The sequence below is a fragment of the Leifsonia aquatica H1aii genome (assembly GCF_000633535.1).
In the GTDB taxonomy this organism is placed as follows: Bacteria; Actinomycetota; Actinomycetes; order Actinomycetales; family Microbacteriaceae; genus Leifsonia; species Leifsonia aquatica_A.
The window spans coordinates 223,180-239,952 of record NZ_AYMR01000006.1; the positions used below are offsets into that span (position 1 = coordinate 223,180).

The 16,773-nt window shown below is 70.1% G+C and carries 13 protein-coding genes; 9 read left to right on the forward strand and 4 right to left on the reverse strand.

The window, feature by feature from the left end; all coding sequences use genetic code 11:
* Nucleotides 1-10 precede the first annotated feature (10 nt).
* Nucleotides 11-1,336: an ABC transporter substrate-binding protein gene (locus tag U870_RS0104945; RefSeq protein ID WP_025156305.1), complete on the reverse strand. Its 1,326-nt coding sequence runs from the start codon at nt 1,334-1,336 to the stop codon at nt 11-13.
* A 329-nt stretch (nt 1,337-1,665) separates the two neighbouring features.
* On the opposite strand from U870_RS0104945, the gene U870_RS0104950 reads away from it, so the two are divergent.
* Complete coding sequence (locus tag U870_RS0104950; RefSeq protein WP_025156306.1) at nt 1,666-2,988, forward strand: cation:proton antiporter; 1,323 nt, start codon at nt 1,666-1,668, stop codon at nt 2,986-2,988.
* Between the two features lie 15 nt (nt 2,989-3,003).
* Here the strand turns inward: U870_RS0104950 and U870_RS0104955 are convergent, their stop codons facing one another.
* Nucleotides 3,004-5,136: an MDR family MFS transporter gene (locus U870_RS0104955; protein WP_025156307.1), complete on the reverse strand. Its 2,133-nt coding sequence runs from the start codon at nt 5,134-5,136 to the stop codon at nt 3,004-3,006.
* A gap of 300 nt (nt 5,137-5,436) precedes the next feature.
* Between U870_RS0104955 and U870_RS0104960 the strand changes: the two genes are divergently transcribed.
* From U870_RS0104960 to U870_RS0104970, 3 genes are all read left to right on the forward strand, one after another.
* The gene (locus tag U870_RS0104960; protein ID WP_029947199.1) at nt 5,437-6,354 is read left to right on the forward strand and encodes a DUF1287 domain-containing protein; all 918 of its coding nucleotides are present in this window, start codon (nt 5,437-5,439) and stop codon (nt 6,352-6,354) included.
* Between the two features lie 49 nt (nt 6,355-6,403).
* On the forward strand, nt 6,404-7,234 hold the full coding sequence (locus U870_RS0104965; RefSeq protein WP_240183631.1) for a M15 family metallopeptidase: 831 nt from the start codon (nt 6,404-6,406) through the stop codon (nt 7,232-7,234).
* Between the two features lie 94 nt (nt 7,235-7,328).
* A complete protein-coding gene (locus tag U870_RS0104970; protein WP_025156310.1) occupies nt 7,329-8,504 on the forward strand; it encodes a PP2C family protein-serine/threonine phosphatase in 1,176 nt (391 codons plus the stop codon).
* A 99-nt stretch (nt 8,505-8,603) separates the two neighbouring features.
* On the opposite strand, the gene pgm is transcribed toward U870_RS0104970, so the two are convergent.
* The gene (gene pgm / locus U870_RS0104975; RefSeq protein WP_025156311.1) at nt 8,604-10,220 is read right to left on the reverse strand and encodes a phosphoglucomutase (alpha-D-glucose-1,6-bisphosphate-dependent); all 1,617 of its coding nucleotides are present in this window, start codon (nt 10,218-10,220) and stop codon (nt 8,604-8,606) included.
* 171 nt (nt 10,221-10,391) lie between these two features.
* Between pgm and pheA the strand changes: the two genes are divergently transcribed.
* Nucleotides 10,392-11,396 carry a prephenate dehydratase gene (gene pheA, locus U870_RS0104980; RefSeq protein WP_025156312.1) on the forward strand — a complete coding sequence of 335 codons (1,005 nt, stop codon included), beginning with the start codon at nt 10,392-10,394 and terminating at the stop codon, nt 11,394-11,396.
* A gap of 25 nt (nt 11,397-11,421) precedes the next feature.
* Entirely contained in the window at nt 11,422-12,057 is a 636-nt protein-coding gene (locus tag U870_RS0104985; protein WP_025156313.1) for a hypothetical protein, read from the forward strand.
* Between the two features lie 111 nt (nt 12,058-12,168).
* On the opposite strand, the gene U870_RS0104990 is transcribed toward U870_RS0104985, so the two are convergent.
* Nucleotides 12,169-13,158 carry a diacylglycerol/lipid kinase family protein gene (locus tag U870_RS0104990; RefSeq protein ID WP_025156314.1) on the reverse strand — a complete coding sequence of 330 codons (990 nt, stop codon included), beginning with the start codon at nt 13,156-13,158 and terminating at the stop codon, nt 12,169-12,171.
* Between the two features lie 68 nt (nt 13,159-13,226).
* On the opposite strand from U870_RS0104990, the gene serS reads away from it, so the two are divergent.
* The 3 genes from serS to U870_RS0105005 all read left to right on the forward strand — a co-directional run bounded on the left by serS (nt 13,227) and on the right by U870_RS0105005 (nt 16,736).
* Nucleotides 13,227-14,492: a serine--tRNA ligase gene (serS, locus tag U870_RS0104995; protein WP_025156315.1), complete on the forward strand. Its 1,266-nt coding sequence runs from the start codon at nt 13,227-13,229 to the stop codon at nt 14,490-14,492.
* Nucleotides 14,489-15,310, forward strand: a complete 822-nt coding sequence (locus tag U870_RS0105000; protein ID WP_025156316.1) for an HAD family hydrolase — start codon at nt 14,489-14,491, stop codon at nt 15,308-15,310. The genes serS and U870_RS0105000 overlap by 4 nt, the downstream gene beginning before the upstream one ends.
* Before the next feature lie 145 nt (nt 15,311-15,455).
* Nucleotides 15,456-16,736: an LCP family protein gene (locus tag U870_RS0105005; RefSeq protein WP_025156317.1), complete on the forward strand. Its 1,281-nt coding sequence runs from the start codon at nt 15,456-15,458 to the stop codon at nt 16,734-16,736.
* Nucleotides 16,737-16,773: the final 37 nt, after the last annotated feature.

Sequence of the window (16,773 nt, forward strand, 5' to 3'; positions counted from 1 at the left end):
GGTGAGGTGGTTACTTGTTGACGACCAGCTGGTTGAGCAGGGTCATCGCGTTGGCCCAGGCCTGGTCGCCGTTCGCCTTGCCGGAGTCGAGCTCCTGCACCGACGGCCCGAAGACCTGCGACTGGATGACGGAGTCGTCCGGGCCCTTGTACTGGGCGACGACGCCCTTCGCACGCTGGGCGAGGATCTCGCCGACCGGAGCGTTGTTGAAGAACTTCGTCAGGTCGCTCTCACCGGTCACTCCGGGGTCGGACTGCGCCGCGGTCACCGACGGGAACGTGCCGGCGGCCTGGAACGTGGCGACCTGCGACTTCGCGGTGGTCAGCCAGGCGGCGAGCTCGGCCGCCTCCTTCGGGTGCTTCGACTGCTTCGGCACGGTCAGGAACGAACCGCCCCAGTTGGCGGCGCCGCCCGGGAACACGTTGGCGAAGTCCCAGCCGGTCTCGGCGTTGCCGCCGCCCGCCTCGACCTGGCCCTTGACGACGCCGAGCATCCAGCCCGGGCAGACGAAGGTCGCGAACGAGCCGTCCGTGAACGCCTTGCCCTTGCCCCAGTCCCACTGGGTCTGGTTGGAGGAGAGGCCCGCGGCCGCACCGGCGGCCAACTGGCTCCACAGCGCCTTGAGGTCGGAGTTGTTCTCGATGTTCAGCTTGCCGGCCTTGGTGTAGTAGCCCTCGGGCTGCTGGTTCACCATGGCGTTCCAGAGGAAGCCGGACTGGTCGTAGAACGCCTTGCCGGTGGCGGCCTTGTACTGCTCGCCCACCTTGAAGTAGTCCGCCCAGGTGGCGCTGTCGCCGCCGAAGAGCTTGGCGACGGAGTCGCGGTCGCTCGGCAGGCCGGCCGCGGCGAAGAGCTTGCTGTTGTAGCAGAGACCCTCCGGCCCGATGTCCGTGCCGTAGCCGATGATGCGGCCGTCCTTGTCGGTGGCCTGCTTCAGCTTCCAGTCGACCCAGCGGTCCTTGATGTCGTTCGCGCCGTAGTCCTTGAGGTCGTTGAACTGGTCGGAGACCTGCATGACCTTGGAGAGCCAGCCCTCCTCGACGGCCTGAACGTCGGGGAGGCCGCTGCCGGCCGCCTGCTTGGTCTGCCAGTCGGTCAGGGCGTTGTCACCGGTGTCGATGTTGGTCGCCTTGATCTTGATGTTGGGGTGCTCCTTCTCGTACTCCGAGTAGAGCTTGTCGAAGCCCATCGTGCCGAACGTCGTGACGGTCAGCGTGATGGGGTCAGAACTGCTCCCGCCGTCGCTGCCGCTCGATGAGCAGCCGGCGGCGAGGAGGGCGAAGGACGCGGCGCCGGCAATGGCGGCCGCGACCTTGGTGCGTCGTGAAAGCTTCACGGTTCACTCCCTTGTGGTGTGTGCTGGGTCTGATGAGGCGCTGTGAGAGCGCTCTCAGTTCGCGACCGTGAGAGCGCTCTCACGCGTTGTTGGAGAATCTAGAACGAGTCCGGCGAGGATGTCAAGCCGATCCGTGATCGCGCTCTCACGCCCGGGATTCCGGGCTTTCCTCCGCCGCGGGATTCCGCGGATCCGACCCGGCCTCCGGTCGACGCCGTGACCTAATCGTTACCTGATCGACCACGTGTCCCGGTGGAGCCGCGTCCCGTGCTCCGACGAGACTGGACACCTCCCCGACCGTCGGGGCGGGTGCCGAGGGGAGGGGTGGAATGCCCGTCATCATCCTCATCGGCTTCGCTGCCGTCGCGCTCTGGTCGCTGGTCGCCCACCGATTCGAGCGCGTCGGGATCGCGGGGCCCGCGGGTCTCGCCGCACTCGGGGCACTGGTCGTCATCCCGGCGGTGCCCGCCTTCACCGCCGCCATCGACAGCGACGTGTCCGAGCACGTGGTCGAGCTCATCCTGGCCGTCCTGCTGTTCGTCGACGCGTGCGAGGTGCGCGGCGGACTCTTCGGCGGAGAAGGACGCTCGCTCGCCCGTCTGGTGCTCATCGCCCTGCCGCTCTCGCTCGTCCTGGTGGTGCTCGTCGGGGTGTGGCTGCTGCCCCAGATCGGCGTCTTCGTGCTGATCGTCATCGCTTGCATCGTGATGCCGACCGACTTCGCACCGGCGACCGCGTTGCTCCGGTCGGAGCGCATCCCGGCGCGGGTGCGGCGCATCCTCAATGTGGAGAGCGGCTACAACGACGGCCTCATCTCGCCCGTGTTCGGGATCGCGCTGGCCATCGCCGTGGCGCTCCCCACCCTCCTCCACATCGCCGAGACGGGAACGGAGGCCTCCGGTGACGAAGCGCAGCTCGAGAAGAACATCACCGACCTTGTGCAGGCCTTCTTCGGAGCGGTGCCCGCGACGGTCATCGCCATCCTGATCGGCGTGCTGCTCGGCGGGGCACTGGGGTTCCTCACCCGCTGGGCCGCGCGTCGCGACTGGGCGAATGCGACCGGCATCCGGTTCGTGACCCTGCTGGCGCCGCTGCTCGCGTTCGGGATCGCGACCGTGCACGAGCTCGCCGCCAACGGCTTCGTGGCGGCGTTCGTGGCCGGCGTCATCTTCCGGATCGCGCGTACCCGGCGCACCGAGCTGCGCGCGGTCCCGCACGAGGAGCTCCTGCTGGTCGAAGAGGCCAGCGCTGTCGCAGCGAACTTCGTGTGGTTCATCCTGGGCGGGATGACGACGGCGGTCATCGTGAACGGCATCGACTGGCGGCTGCTCGTGCTCGCCGTCCTCGCCCTCACGGTGTTCCGGGCGGTGCCGGTCTACGTCGGGATGCTCGGCTCGCCCGTCGGCTGGAAGGACCGCACGTACCTGGGGCTCATGGGGCCGCGGGGCACGGCGTCGATCGTGTTCGGCCTCCTGGCCTTCAACCAGCTGCCGGAGTCCGTCAGCGGCGATGTGCTCGCCGTGACGGTGCTGACCGTCGTGGGCAGCATCCTGCTCCACGGCGTCGCGGCCCCCTTCGTGCTGCGCAGGATCACCCCGGTGACGATGACGACGACGGCCGCCGTCCCGGAGGACGACGGCCGTCGTGGGTGAGGCGCCTGCGCGGGACTATTCGCCCGCGGAGGCCTGCGGTCGCTGAGCGCGCACGGACGCGGTATCCGCACCCGGCTCGATCAGGGCGCCCACCTCGGCGGCCGCGCGGCTGGCGAGGATGCCGACATCCTCGTTCTCCTCCTCGCGGCGTGCCGCCTCGTCCTTCTCGGCGGCATCGTCCGCCGCCTCCTGCAGTGCGGACTTCGCCCGCAGCGGCGGGGTCTTGAAGAACCACGTCAGCACGAAGGCGATCAGCACGACGATCAGGGCCACCCAGTAGACCTGGATCGCGGAGGCGTTGAAGCCCACGAGGAACGGCTTCGACAGACGCGGGTCGGCGTCGTTCAGGAACGACGTGTCGTCGAGGTTGCCGCTGCCGGCGTTCGCGCTGGTCGACTTCTTGAGGGTGCTGGACAGGGTCGGCGCGACCGAGTCGACGAAGTCCTGACGGACGGTGTCGTTCGAGAAGTCGAGCGTCACCGTGCCGTCGGGGGCGACGGACGCGTACGGTGCCTTCGCGGAGATGGCGGTGCCCGCCGCGGCGGTCGCCTTCTCGACGGCGGCGGTCGTCGCCTGCTCCTGCGCGGCGGCCGGTATCTGACCGGCCGCGACCGCGTCGGCGACCGCCTGCTTGGCGGCGTCCTGAGCCTTCGTGACGTTGGCCTGGATGCCCGACTTCGTCTTGTCGGTCAGCTCGGAGACGATCGTGTTGTAGCTCTGCTCCATGATCTTCTTGTTCTCCGGAGCCTGTGCCACCGACGGGTCGAGCGCCGCGTTCAGTGCGCTGTTCAGCGTGGGCTCGTCCGCGAGGGACGACTTGACGTTGCCCGGCATGACCGTGAACAGCAGGGAGAGGAGGACCGCCGTGCCGAGCGTTCCACCGATCTGGCGGAAGAACGTCGAGGCGCTGGTCGCCACACCCATGTCCCGCACGCCGACCGAGTTCTGGCTGGCGATCGTCAGCGTCTGCATCAGCTGGCCGAGGCCGAGACCGATGAGCAGCATGGCGCCCGCGATGAACCAGTACGAGTCGTTGTACTTGAGGAAGGTCAGGTAGAAGAATCCGCCCGAGAGCAGCGCCGTGCCGATGATCGGGAACTGCCGGTAGTGACCGGTGCGCGCGATGATCTGACCGGAGGCGATCGACGAGATCATCAGTCCGAGGATCATCGGGAGCATCTGCAGCCCCGACTCGGTCGGCGTCGCGCCGAGCACCAGCTGCAGGTACAGCGGCAGGGTCAGCATGGCGCCGAACATCCCGAAGCCGACGAAGACGCCGATGATGGTGGCCATCGAGAAGGTGTTCGAGCGGAACAGCTTCAGCGGGATGAGCGCGTCGTCCTTCATCGCCCTCTCGATGAGGATGAAGGCCAGGATGCCGACGGCTCCGATCACGTAGCAGGCGATGGCGCCGGCGCTGTCCCAGCCCCAGTCGCGACCCTCCTCGGCGACGAGCAGCAGCGGGACGAGGGCGACCACGACGGCCGTCGCGCCCCACCAGTCGATCCGCACGGAGCCGCGGTCGTGCTTGGGCAGGTGCAGGAACCGCAGCACCATCGCCAGGGCGATGAGGCCGATCGGCACGTTCACGAGGAACACCCAGCGCCAGCCGGCGATCCACAGGATCTGGTCGGCGCCGGCGAACAGGCCGCCGACCAGCGGGCCGATGAGGCTCGAGATGCCGAAGACGGCGAGGAAGTAGCCCTGGTACTTGGCGCGCTCGCGGGGGGCGAGCATGTCGCCCATGATCGCCAGCGGCATCGACATCAGGCCACCGGCGCCGAGGCCCTGGATGGCCCGGAAGGCGGCCAGTTCGACCATCGAGGTCGAGAAGGAGGCGAGGATCGAGCCGATGATGAAGACGACGATCGCGAAGATGAAGAGCGGGCGGCGGCCGAAGATGTCGGAGAGCTTGCCGTAGATGGGCGTGGCGATCGTGGAGACGATCAGATACGCGGTGGTCACCCACGCCTGCTGGCTGAGACCGTGCAGGTCGTCGCCGATGGTGCGGATCGCGGTGCCGACGACCGTCTGGTCGAGGGCCGAGAGGAACATGCCGGCCATGAGACCGAAGATCACGAAGAGGATCTGCCGGTGCGACATGATCGGTTTGGGTGCGGGCGGGGCCGCGGGGGCAGTGCTGGACATTGAACTCCGAGTCGAGAGCGAAAGGGGACGCCCGGTGCTCGGGCGTCACACCGGTGTGAGTCGTGAATATTTTTGCGGAGGGTGCAAAGTTACACCCGGTGCGCGTCTTTCGGCAACGCGCCCAGGCTTGGCCGGGGATGGTTCGCCACGGGCGAACGTGCGCTCGCGATCCCCGGGATGACGCGGAACTCCTCGGACGCTACGCCCCGGAATGGCCCCCGTCCAGGTGGCGCATAGGTAGCAGGCGTACCGTGTGAGGCACCCGAACCCGTCCCCCTCCGAATCCCCTCCGAAGGACGTATGAGTTCTCTCAGCTCCCCCCGTCGTTCCCCCCGGCACCCCCGCCGCATCGCCTCCGTGGTGGCCGTGGCGGCCTCCGCCGCGCTCCTCTTCACCGGATGCGCCGGCGAGCCGTCCGTCGCGACCAAGGCCCTCGCCGGGGCGACCGCGAACACGACACCTCGCACGGCCAGCGTCTCCGACGTCGAGCCCGCCACGGGCAGCGTCTCCGGCGGGACGGTCACCCTCACCGGGTCGAACCTCCAGAACGTCACGAGCGTGCAGATCGGCGGCCAGGCCGCCGCCGTCACCGCGGCGACCGCCGACAAGGTCACCGTCGCCGTCCCGGCCGCGCAGAGCTTCGCCGCGGGCGCCGTGCCGATCGCCGTGACCGACAAGTCGGGCAAGGCCGTCGCCACCGATGGCAAGACGTACGACTACCAGGTCCAGACCCCCGTCGACAAGCAGCTCGCGTATGCGATGACCTACTGGAAGAACTACAACACGGCCGAGTGGGGCGATCTCAACCCCGTCGGCGGCGACTGCGCGAACTTCGTCAGCCAGACCCTCATCGCCCGCGGCTGGACGATGAACGACGAGTGGTACAACAAGAACGCCGCCGCCGATTGGAGCCCGGCGTGGGGCTACGTCCCCTCCATGGACGCGTATTTCCAGCAGAACGCCGCGGCGCTCGGACTGACGGAGTACTCGTTCGACCAGCGCGACAAGATCAAGGTCGGCGACATCGTCATGTTCGACTGGAACGACAACGACTCCCTCGACCACGTGCAGATCGTCTCCGCGGTCGAGAACGTCGGCGGCCAGATCAAGATCAAGATGGTCGGCCACAACGAGGACACCGACTACCGCGACCTCGACACCACCATCACGGTCGACCACCCGGGCGCGATCGGGCACTTCTGGAGCCTGTCGAAGTAGTCGCCCCGCCGTTCAGTGCCCTCCCACCGGGAGCGGCTATGCTCTGCCCGTGACCTTGGGGGGAGCCCGCCTGCGGGCGACGACACTGGGCGCTGCCGTGACCGGCGCTGCGCTGGCGATGCTGCTCGCCCTCGGAGGCTGCGCAGCCGATCCGTCCGCCGAGGCGGGCGGACGCCCGACGCACCGCCCGCACACGGACGCCCCCGGTGCAGGCGCCCGCCCGCATCCACGGCCCACACCCTCCGCTCCGCCAACGCCGACCTCCGTCGGCTTCGATGCCACCGCCCAGTCGTTCGACGATCCGGCGAGCACCTGGGTGGTCGTCAACAAGTCGCGCGTGCTCGACCCGGTCGCCTTCGCCCCGCCGGAGCTCGTCTACCCCGACGTGACGTATGTGAACCGGCAGCCGATGCGCCCGGAGGTCGCCGACGCCCTCGTCGCGATGTTCCACGCGGGCAAGCAGGAGGCCGGCCTCGACTTCTCGGTGCAGAGCGCCTATCGCTCGTTCGACTCCCAGACCCGCGTCTACGACGACGACGTCGCCCGCAACGGGCAGGCGTACGCCGACACCGACACGGCACGACCCGGCCACAGCGAGCACCAGACGGGTCTCGCCGTCGACATCAGCGCGGTCCCGGCGAAGTGCTCGCTCGCTGCGTGCTTCGCCGACACCCCGCAGGGCACGTGGCTCGCCGCCAACGCGTGGCGATTCGGCTTCCTGTTGCGCTACCCGGCGGACAAGGTGCCCGTGACCGGGTTCACGTTCGAGCCCTGGCACTTCCGCTTCATCGGGGTGCCGCTCGCCGCCCACCTGCACGCGACCGGGGTGACGACGCTGGAGGAGTTCTTCCACTGCGCCGGAGGCACCGAGTACCACTGACGTCGGCGACGGCCGTCGTCGCCGCCATCCGCTGGGCCCCTGCGTTCCGAACACTCCGTCGATAGGGTGGACGGACGGGATGACGGGAGGCCGGATGACCATCGAGGCGGTACGGACGCGGGAGTCGGAACAGCGCAGGCAGAGCGCGGTGGAGGCCCTCGAGATCCTCGATACCGAACCGGAGGACCGGTTCGACCGGATCACCCGGATGGCCCAGCAGCTCTTCGATGTGCCGATGGTGAGCATCACCTTGCTCGACGACGAGCGCCAGTGGCGCAAGTCGCACCTCGGGCTCACCCGGGAGGCGCCGCGCGCCGATTCGTTCTGCGACCTGACCGTCCGCACCGACGCTCCGGTCATCATCGGCGACACGATCGCCGACGAGCGCTACCGCGACAACCCGTTCGTGGCGGGCGACCCGCACCTGCGGTTCTACGCGGGGGAGCCCATCCACGCGCCGGGCGGGGAGGCCGTCGGCACCCTCTGCGTGGTCGACGTGCAGCCCCGCACCCTCACCGCGGCCGAGCTGCGACTGCTGCGCGACCTCGCCGACTGGGTGCAGGCCGAGCTGGATCGCGACGAAGAGCTGGACAGGACCGCGGTCGTGCAGCGTGCCCTCCTCCCGCGACGCAAGCCGACCGCGCCCGGCTACGACGTCGCAGCGGCCTGCGAGCCGGGCGAGCGGATCGCCGGCGACTTCTACGACTGGTACGACGCCGAGGGCGGGTTCCACGTGACGATCGGCGACGTCGTCGGCTCGGGCAGCCCGATCGCGATCATCGCCGCCTCCGTCCGGGCGGCGCTGCGCAGCGCGAGCGCCTTCGCCGACCTGGTGCCCGCCGTGGCCGAGGCGTCGCGCATGGTCGAAGAGGAGCTCGACCGCCTGGCCGCCTACACCTCCGTGTTCCACGCCCGCATCGACGGCGACGGACGCGTGCGCTTCGTCGATGCCGGCCACGGGCTGGCGTTCGTCGTGCGGCGCACCGGCGACATCGAGCGGCTGGAGACCTCGACCCTCCCGCTCGGGATCGCCGGCGCCGAACGCCCCGAGCGCACGGTCTCCCTCGCCGACGGGGAGGGGCTGCTCGTCATCAGCGATGCCGTCTTCGACGCCCTCGGCGGAGAGGCGGGGCTCGGTGTGCTGCAGTCGCGCGTGCGCGGCTCGGCGACCGCGGCCGGTGCGGTCTCCCGGATCGTGGGGGCCGCCCGCGACGAGAACGGCGCCGCCCCCGTCGGGGACGCGCTCGCGATCCTCGTGCGCCGCGCCTGATCGTCGCCCCGCGATCCGTCCGTCACGACACGCCGCGCGGGCCGACCGGCCGACGGCATGTCGTGACGAACGGATCGTTCGGTCTGCGGGAGCGGGCGATCAGGCCAGCGCGTCGCCCACGATCCGCTTGGCCTCCTCCTGCACCTGGCGCAGGTTCTCGTCGCCCGCGAAGCTCTCCGCGTAGATCTTGTAGACGTCCTCCGTGCCGCTGGGGCGGGCGGCGAACCATGCCGTCGCCGTCTCCACCTTGACCCCGCCCAGAGGCGCGTCGTTGCCGGGTGCGCGACTCAGTTTCGCGGTGATCGGCTCGCCCGCCAGCTCGGTCGCGGCGATCGCGTCGCCGTCGAGCTTGCCGAGCGCGGCCTTCTGGGCCGGGGTGGCCGGGGCGTCGACCCGCTGGTAGACCGGGTCGCCGAACCGCTCCGTCAGCTCGCGGTACAGCTCCGACGGCGACTTCCCGGTGACGGCGCGGATCTCGCTCGCGAGCAGGGCGAGCAGGATGCCGTCCTTGTCGGTCGTCCAGACCGAGCCGTCGAAGCGCAGGAAGCTCGCGCCCGCGCTCTCCTCCCCGCCGAAGCCCACCGAGCCGTCGATCAGGCCGGGCACGAACCATTTGAACCCGACCGGGACCTCCCACAGCCGCCGGCCGAGCGACTCCGCCACCCGGTCGATGATCGACGACGACACCAGCGTCTTGCCGACCGCGGCGTCCTCCCGCCAGCCGGTGCGGGTGCGGAACAGGTAGTCGATGGCCACCGCAAGGTAGTGGTTGGGGTTCATCAGGCCGCCGTCCGGCGTGACGATGCCGTGCCGGTCGGCGTCCGCGTCGTTGCCGGTGAGGATGTCGTAGTCGGCGCGGCGCTCGACCACCGAGGCCATCGCCGACGGGCTCGACGGGTCCATGCGGATCTTGCCGTCCCAATCCAGCGTCATGAAACCCCACGCCGGGTCGACCAGGGGGTTCACCACGGTCAGGTCGAGCTCGTAGCGCTCGGCGATCGCCTGCCAATAGTGCACGCTCGCGCCGCCCAGCGGGTCGGCGCCGATGCGGATGCCGCTCTCCCGGATGGCCTTCAGGTCGATGATGTTCTCGAGGTCGTCGACGTACTTCCCGCGGAAGTCGTAGGTCTCCACTCCGCTCGGCTCGGCCATGCGCACGTCGCGCAGGCCGCCCGCGATGATCTCGTTGGCCCGGGTGGCGATCCAGCTGGTCGCGTCGGTGTCGGCCGGTCCGCCGTGCGGCGGGTTGTACTTGAATCCGCCGTCCGCCGGCGGGTTGTGGCTCGGCGTCACGACGATGCCGTCCGCCTGATCGGGGTGCCCGGCCCGGTTGTAGGCGATGATCGCGTGCGACACCGCCGGCGTCGGAACCCAGTCATCGAACTCGTCCACCAGCACGCGCACCTCGTTGCCGACCAGCACGGCCAGTGCGGTGGTGGTCGCGAAGTCGCTCAGCAGGTGGGTGTCGGCGCCGATGAACAGCGGGCCGGTGATCCCCTGCGACGCGCGGTACTCCACGATCGCCTGCGTCGTCGCGGCGATGTGGTCCTCGTTGAATGCCGTGTTGAGCGAGCTGCCGCGGTGGCCGGAGGTGCCGAAGACCACCCGCTGCTCGGGGATGCTCACATCCGGCTTCAACTCGTAGTACGCGCGCCGGAGGGCGTCCACGTCGATGAGGTCGGAGGGCTGCGCGGGAGTGCCTGCTCGGGGGTCCATGCTCCTATGCTTCCACGCTCGCGCGGCGGAGGGGAGGGGCGGGTGTGCGCGAGGCCCACGTCTGCGCCATCCCGGGTGGTCCGTCTGCCGTCGAAACGCCGGACTCGTTCCACGGCGGCGCCGTCGACGGGGGCGCATCCCACGCTCGCCCCCGTCGCTAAGCTGAACGCCATGTCCTCAGAGCCCGTCGAGCCCACTGCCGAACTGCCCGCCTCCGTCGACGAGGTGTACAGCTTCCTGGGGCCGTCGGGTACCTTCACCGAGGCCGCGCTCGCACAGGTGCCGGAGGCTCGGGGCAAGCGCTGGCGCGCCGTGAACAACGTGGGGGAGGCGCTCGCCGACGTGGTGGCCGGACGCAGCGTGGCGGCGATGATCGCGATCGAGAACTCGATCGAGGGCGGCGTCTCGGTTGCGCAGGACGCGCTGGCGACCGTGCCGGGCCTCCGGATCGTGGGGGAGTACCTGGTCCCGGTCAACTTCGTGCTCGTCGCCCGGCCCGGGACCACGCTGGCGGACGTGCGGACGATCAACGCCCATCCCGTCGCCTACGCCCAGTGCCATCAGTGGCTGGACGAGCACCTTCCGGAGCACGGGCACCTGCCGGCCTCGAGCAACGTCGCCGCGGCGGCCTCCCTCTTCGAGGGCAGCACCGCGGACGCCGCGGTCGCCCCGCCCGGGATCGTCGACCACCACGACGTCGCCGTGCTCGCCGAGAACATCGGCGACAACCCGAACGCCGTCACCCGGTTCGTCCTGGTCAGCACCGCACGCACCGTCCCGAAGGCGACCGGCGCCGACAAGACCAGCCTCATCGCCGAGCTGCCGGACGACCGCCCGGGCTCGCTGCTCGACCTGCTGGAGCAGTTCTCCACCCGCGGCATCAACCTCAGCCTGATCGAGTCCCGGCCCATCGGCGACGCCCTCGGCCGCTACCGGTTCGTGATGGATGCAGACGGGCACATACACGACGAGCGCGTGGCCGACGCCCTGCTGGGCCTGCGCCGGTTCAGCCCGTCGGTCATCTTCCTCGGGTCGTACCCGCGTGCCGACCGCGTGCCGGTGGACTTCGATCAGCGCTATCGCGACGACGTCTTCACCGAGGCGCGGACCTGGCTCGCGTCGCTCACCGAGGGCGGCGCGCGGGACGCCGCCGGGTCCGGGACCCCGCGGGGGTAGGCTGCGCTTCAGAAGGAGACCGAAGATGATCGCGGACGACGAGCAGGACAGCGCCCGCTCCGGCGGGTTCGACCCCCGGTACGACCCGGCGTTCCAGCGCGGCTACCACCCGCAACCGGGCGAGCGCTCCCGCACTCGTGTGCGCGCCGTCGCCGCGGCTCCGGTCCGCGAGCGGCCTCGCATCGAGGCCGACGTGGACGATGCGTTCCCTGCCGCGTCGTCGTCGTCGTGGGAGGCCGCGGGCGTGGTCGAGCCTGCTCCGCTGGACCTGCCGGACGGGTCCTTCCCCGTCACCCCGTCCCTCCCGGAGACCGCCGCGGCCCCGGTGGTGGTGACGGCGGGACTCCTCGCCGGCGCCGAGCTCTCCCCCCGACGCAACCCGCTCATGCTCGCGCTGTGGATCGTCGGGGCCGGCCTGGTCGTGCTGGGCGTCGTGATCTACGCGGTCGCGGTGAACGCCTCCTACACGACGAGCTACACCGGCACCGGCGGCGACATCGGCATGCAGGTGCTCACCCAGATCGGGTGGGTGCTCGCCGGCCCGATGATCACCATCGGGATCGCCACGATGGTCGCCCTGCTCTTCCTGACCGCGATCGTCGGCCGGCGTCGCCCGGTCGCCGCGACCGGTGCCGACCTCGACCCGGACGACGAGCTCTAGCCCCGCCCGACCGGCACCGCACCACGCGACTCCGCCGCACCCGGCTCCGCACGTGACGCGTTCTGCCTGTCGCGGTTCTGCTTGTCGCGGTTCTGCTTGTCGCGCCGGCGTCTACCCCCGCGGCACCCGCACGCGCAGGCCGCCTTGGTCGACCGCCAGGTCCAGGGCGACCACGTGACCGAACGCGTCGCCGTCCAGCTCGAACGGCTCGGGGCCGTCCACGCGCAGACCCACGTCCGCGCCGCGCAGGTAGCTGAGCTGTGTGCGCACGGCCCGATCGGTGAAGCGGATGATGCGGCGGCCGAGCGCGCTCCTGCGCAGCACCCGGTTCTCCCACGTCACCTTGCGCCAGATCGCGAGCCAGCCGAACACCGAAGCCGGCTGCAGGATCGCCACGTCGAGCAGGCCGTCGTCGACGGCGCCGTCGGGGATCAGCTCCATGTTGCCCGGCAGGGTGCCGCAGTTGGCCACGAGGATGGTGCTGACGTGCGCCGACCGCTCCTGCCCGGCATCGAGGCGGTACCGGACGCGGAGCTTGCGGGCCTTGGGCAGCGTGCGCACGCCCGCGTCGACGTACGCGAGCCAGCCGAAGCGGCGTTTCAGCTCCGGTCTGGCGTTCGCGATCATGGTGGCGTCGATCCCGATGCCCGCCATGACGAGGAAGACCTGCTCGGTGCGCTCCCCGTTCTCCCGGGTCGCGGTGGCGACGCCGAGGTCGATCGAGCGCGTCTCGCCGTCGAAGGCGACGGCGCATGCCTCCTCGACGTTCGCGTACGGGAGCCCGAGGTTTCGGGCCAGGAGGTTGCCGGTACCCGAGGGGAGGAGGCCGAGGGTCGCCTCCCGGTCGCGCAGCGCCTCGGCGACGGCGCGCACGGTCCCGTCGCCCCCGGCGGCGAGCACCAGCGTGGCCCCGCGTTCCAACGCCGCGCGGGTCTGCGCCTGGCCGCCTTCTTCCGGGGTGGTCTCGAGCCAGATCAGCTCGACGCCGCCGGCGCGTGCGGCCGCGGCCTCCACGGCAGCACGGACCCGGGGGACGTCGATGCGGACGGGGTTGTAGACCACCGCGACCGTGGCGTCCCGCGCGTCTCCCCGTCCGTTCACCCTGCTCACGCTACCTGTTCCGTGTGCAGAACCGGGATGCCCGGTTCCGCGGTGGATAAGCTGGTGGCGTGATCGATCCAGTCCTGCTCCGCGAGAACCCCGATGTCGTCCGCCGATCGCAGGAGGCGCGCGGTGATTCCGTCGAGGTCGTCGACGAGGCGCTGCAGGCCGATATCGACCGCCGTGCCGCCATCACCGCGTTCGAGGAGCTTCGCGCCGAACAGAACGCGTTCGGCAAGCAGGTCGCCCAGGCGCCCAAGGAGCAGAAGAAGGAGCTCGTCGCGCAGGCGCAGGTGCTGGCCGGCCGGGTGAAGGAGGCGCAGCGCACCGCCGGTGACGCCGAGGCCCGGTTCTCCGACGTGCTGCGCCGCATCGGCAACCCGATCATCGACGGGGTGCCCGCCGGCGGCGAGGACGACTTCGTGGTGCTCAAGACGGTCGGCGAGATCCCGTCGTTCGACTTCGAGGCCCGCGACCACCTGGAGCTCGGCGAGCTGCTCGGCGCGATCGACATGCCGCGCGGCGCCAAGGTCGCCGGAGCCCGCTTCTCGTACCTGCGCGGCATCGGAGCGCGCCTCGAGATCGCCCTGATGAACATGGCGCTCGACAAGGCGGTCGGCAACGGGTTCATCCCGATGATCACCCCGACCCTGGTGAAGCCGGAGATCATGCAGGGCACCGGCTTCCTCGGCGCGCACGCCGACGAGGTCTACCACCTGCCCGCCGACGACCTCTACCTCACCGGCACGAGCGAGGTCGCCCTCGCCGGCTACCACGCCGACGAGATCATCGACGTGACGGAGCCACTGCGCTACGCCGGGTGGTCGACCTGCTACCGGCGCGAGGCCGGCTCGGCAGGCAAGGACACCCGCGGCATCATCCGCGTGCACCAGTTCAACAAGCTGGAGATGTTCGTCTACACCCTGCCCGAGAACGCGGAGGCCGAGCACGCCCGCCTCCTCGGCTGGCAGGAGGAGATGATGCAGGAGCTCGGGCTCAGCTACCGCGTCATCGACACCGCCGCCGGCGACCTCGGGTCGAGCGCGGCCCGCAAGTTCGACGTGGAGGCGTGGATCCCGACGCAGGGCAGCTACCGCGAGCTCACCTCCACCTCCAACTGCACCACCTTCCAGGCCCGCCGTCTGGAGGTGCGCCACCGCGGCGAGAACGGCAAGACCTCCCCGGTCGCCACGCTCAACGGCACGCTCGCCACCACGCGCTGGATCGTCGCCATCCTCGAGACGCACCAGCAGGAGGACGGCTCGGTGCGCGTGCCCGAGGCGCTGCGTCCGTACCTGGGCGGCCTCGAGGTCCTGGAGCCGATCGCCCGGTGAACGCCTCCGCTCCCGACGGCGCCGGCCGCCGCCTGCTCATCGCGCTCGACGTCGACGGCACGCTCATCCACGAGGACGAGACGATCGGCGACGCGGTCCGCGCCGCCGTGACCCGCGTGCGCGAGGCCGGGCACGAGGTGATGCTCGCCACCGGCCGCAGCTGGGAGACGGCCAAGCCGATCCACGAGGCGTTCGGGCTCGACAGCGAGTTCGTGGTGTGCGCCAACGGGGCGCTGACGATGCGCCGCGATGACACCGTCGAGGGTGGTTACCGGCGCGAGTTCGTCGAGACGTTCGATCCGACCGAGGTGCTCCGCACCATCCGGCCGCACCTGCCGAGCGGGAGCTTCATGGTCGAGGACCCGACCGGGTTCCGCCGCTACACCGAGGGCATGACGGATTGGGAGCTCGTCAACGCCGAGCAGGTCACCTTCGAGGAGCTCTCCGACCACCCCGCCACCCGTGTCGTCGTCGTCTCGCCGCAGCACGACGAGGAACAGTTCCTCTCCATCGTCGAGCGGATGGGGCTGCACAAGGTGAGCTACGCGATCGGGTGGACGGCGTGGCTCGACATCGCCCCCGACGGCGTCAACAAGGCCACGGCGCTGGAGCGGGTGCGCGCCGCCCTCGACATCCCGCTCGCCGACGTGGTCGCGGTCGGTGACGGCCGCAACGACATCGACATGCTCACGTGGGCCTCGGCCCAGGGTGTCGGTGCGGCGATGGGACAGGCGCCGAACGAGGTGAAGGCTGTGTCGTCGCGCGTGGTCGGCACTGTCGTGGAGGACGGCCTGGCGGAGCTGCTCGATAGCCTCTGAGCGGTCGTCCCGCACCGATCGGCTGCCCTCCCGATCAGCACTTTTCCTCGCCTCTTCCAGATTCCTGCCAGGGTGGCGTGCGACTCTGGAAATCCCGTGTCGTGAAAGACTGCCCTTCTGAGGCCGTTCCATCGAGAGGAAGTGAATGAACGAGGTGCCCACCCGTGCTCAGGCGCGCGCCCAGGAGAAGTCCGTCGGACCGACCGTCGCCCGCCATGGCCGGCTCAAGCGGCACCACCCGTTCCGCACCCTCCTGACGGCGCTCGTCGCCGTCGTCGCGGTGCTCGCCGTCTCCACCGCCGGCGTCGCCGCCTACGCGGTCCTCGACGTCACCGGAACGGTGGCGTCGAAGAAGTCGGTCACCCTCGTCGACGCGAAGGGCAATGCGGTCGTCCCTCAGATCGGTGCGATGGACGGCGCGTTCAACGTGCTCCTCGCCGGCTCCGACAGCGGTGGCGGCAACGCGGCCTACGGTGAGCGCGGTGAGGTGCTCAACGACGTCACGATGGTGCTGCACGTCTCCTCCGACCACAAGAACGCCACCGTCATCAGCCTGCCGCGCGACATGTTCGTCTCCATCCCGTCCTGCCCCGACCCCAAGGGCGGCAGCTTCGACGCGATGAGCCGCCAGAAGATCAACAGCTCACTGAGCTACGGCGGTCTGGCCTGCACGGTGCTCACGGTGGAGAAGCTCACCGGCCTCGACATCCCCTACGCCGGTGTCATCGAGTTCGACGGTGTGATCGAGATGTCCAACGCCGTCGGCGGTGTGCCGGTGTGCGTCGCGGGTGACATCAACGATCCGTACACCGGACTCGACGTGAAGGCCGGTGACAACACCCTCGAAGGGTCGCAGGCCCTCGCGTTCCTCCGCACGCGCCACGGTGTCGGAGACGGCTCGGACCTCGGCCGCATCAGCAACCAGCAGGTCTTCCTGTCGTCGCTCGTGCGCACCATCAAGAGCGCGGACACCCTGACCAACCCCCTCAAGGTCTACGGACTGGCGAAGGCGGCGGTCAACAACATCCAGCTCTCCGACAGCCTGCAGAACGTCACGACCATCGCCTCGATGGCGGTCGCGCTCAAGGACATCGACGTGAGCAAGGTCGTGTTCGTGCAGTACCCGAACCACTACGTCGATGGTGGGGTGGCGCCGACGATCGACGCTGCGGAGACCCTGATGAACGCGCTCAAGAACGACCAGCCGATCACCCTCACGGGCGACACCGGCGTCGGCTCGCAGGCGGACCCCAACGCCCCTGCCACGCAGACTCCGGCCGTCCCCGGCGACACCGCGACCCAGACTCCCACCGACGGCTCGACCGACGCGTCGACCGGAGCCCCCGGCAGCTCGGTCTCGCTCCCGTCGAACGTGCACGGTCAGACCGCCGCGCAGTACACCTGCTCGAAGCCCTTCCAAGACTGACGCCGCCGCGCCGCGGTCGTCCCGAACGACAGCACTC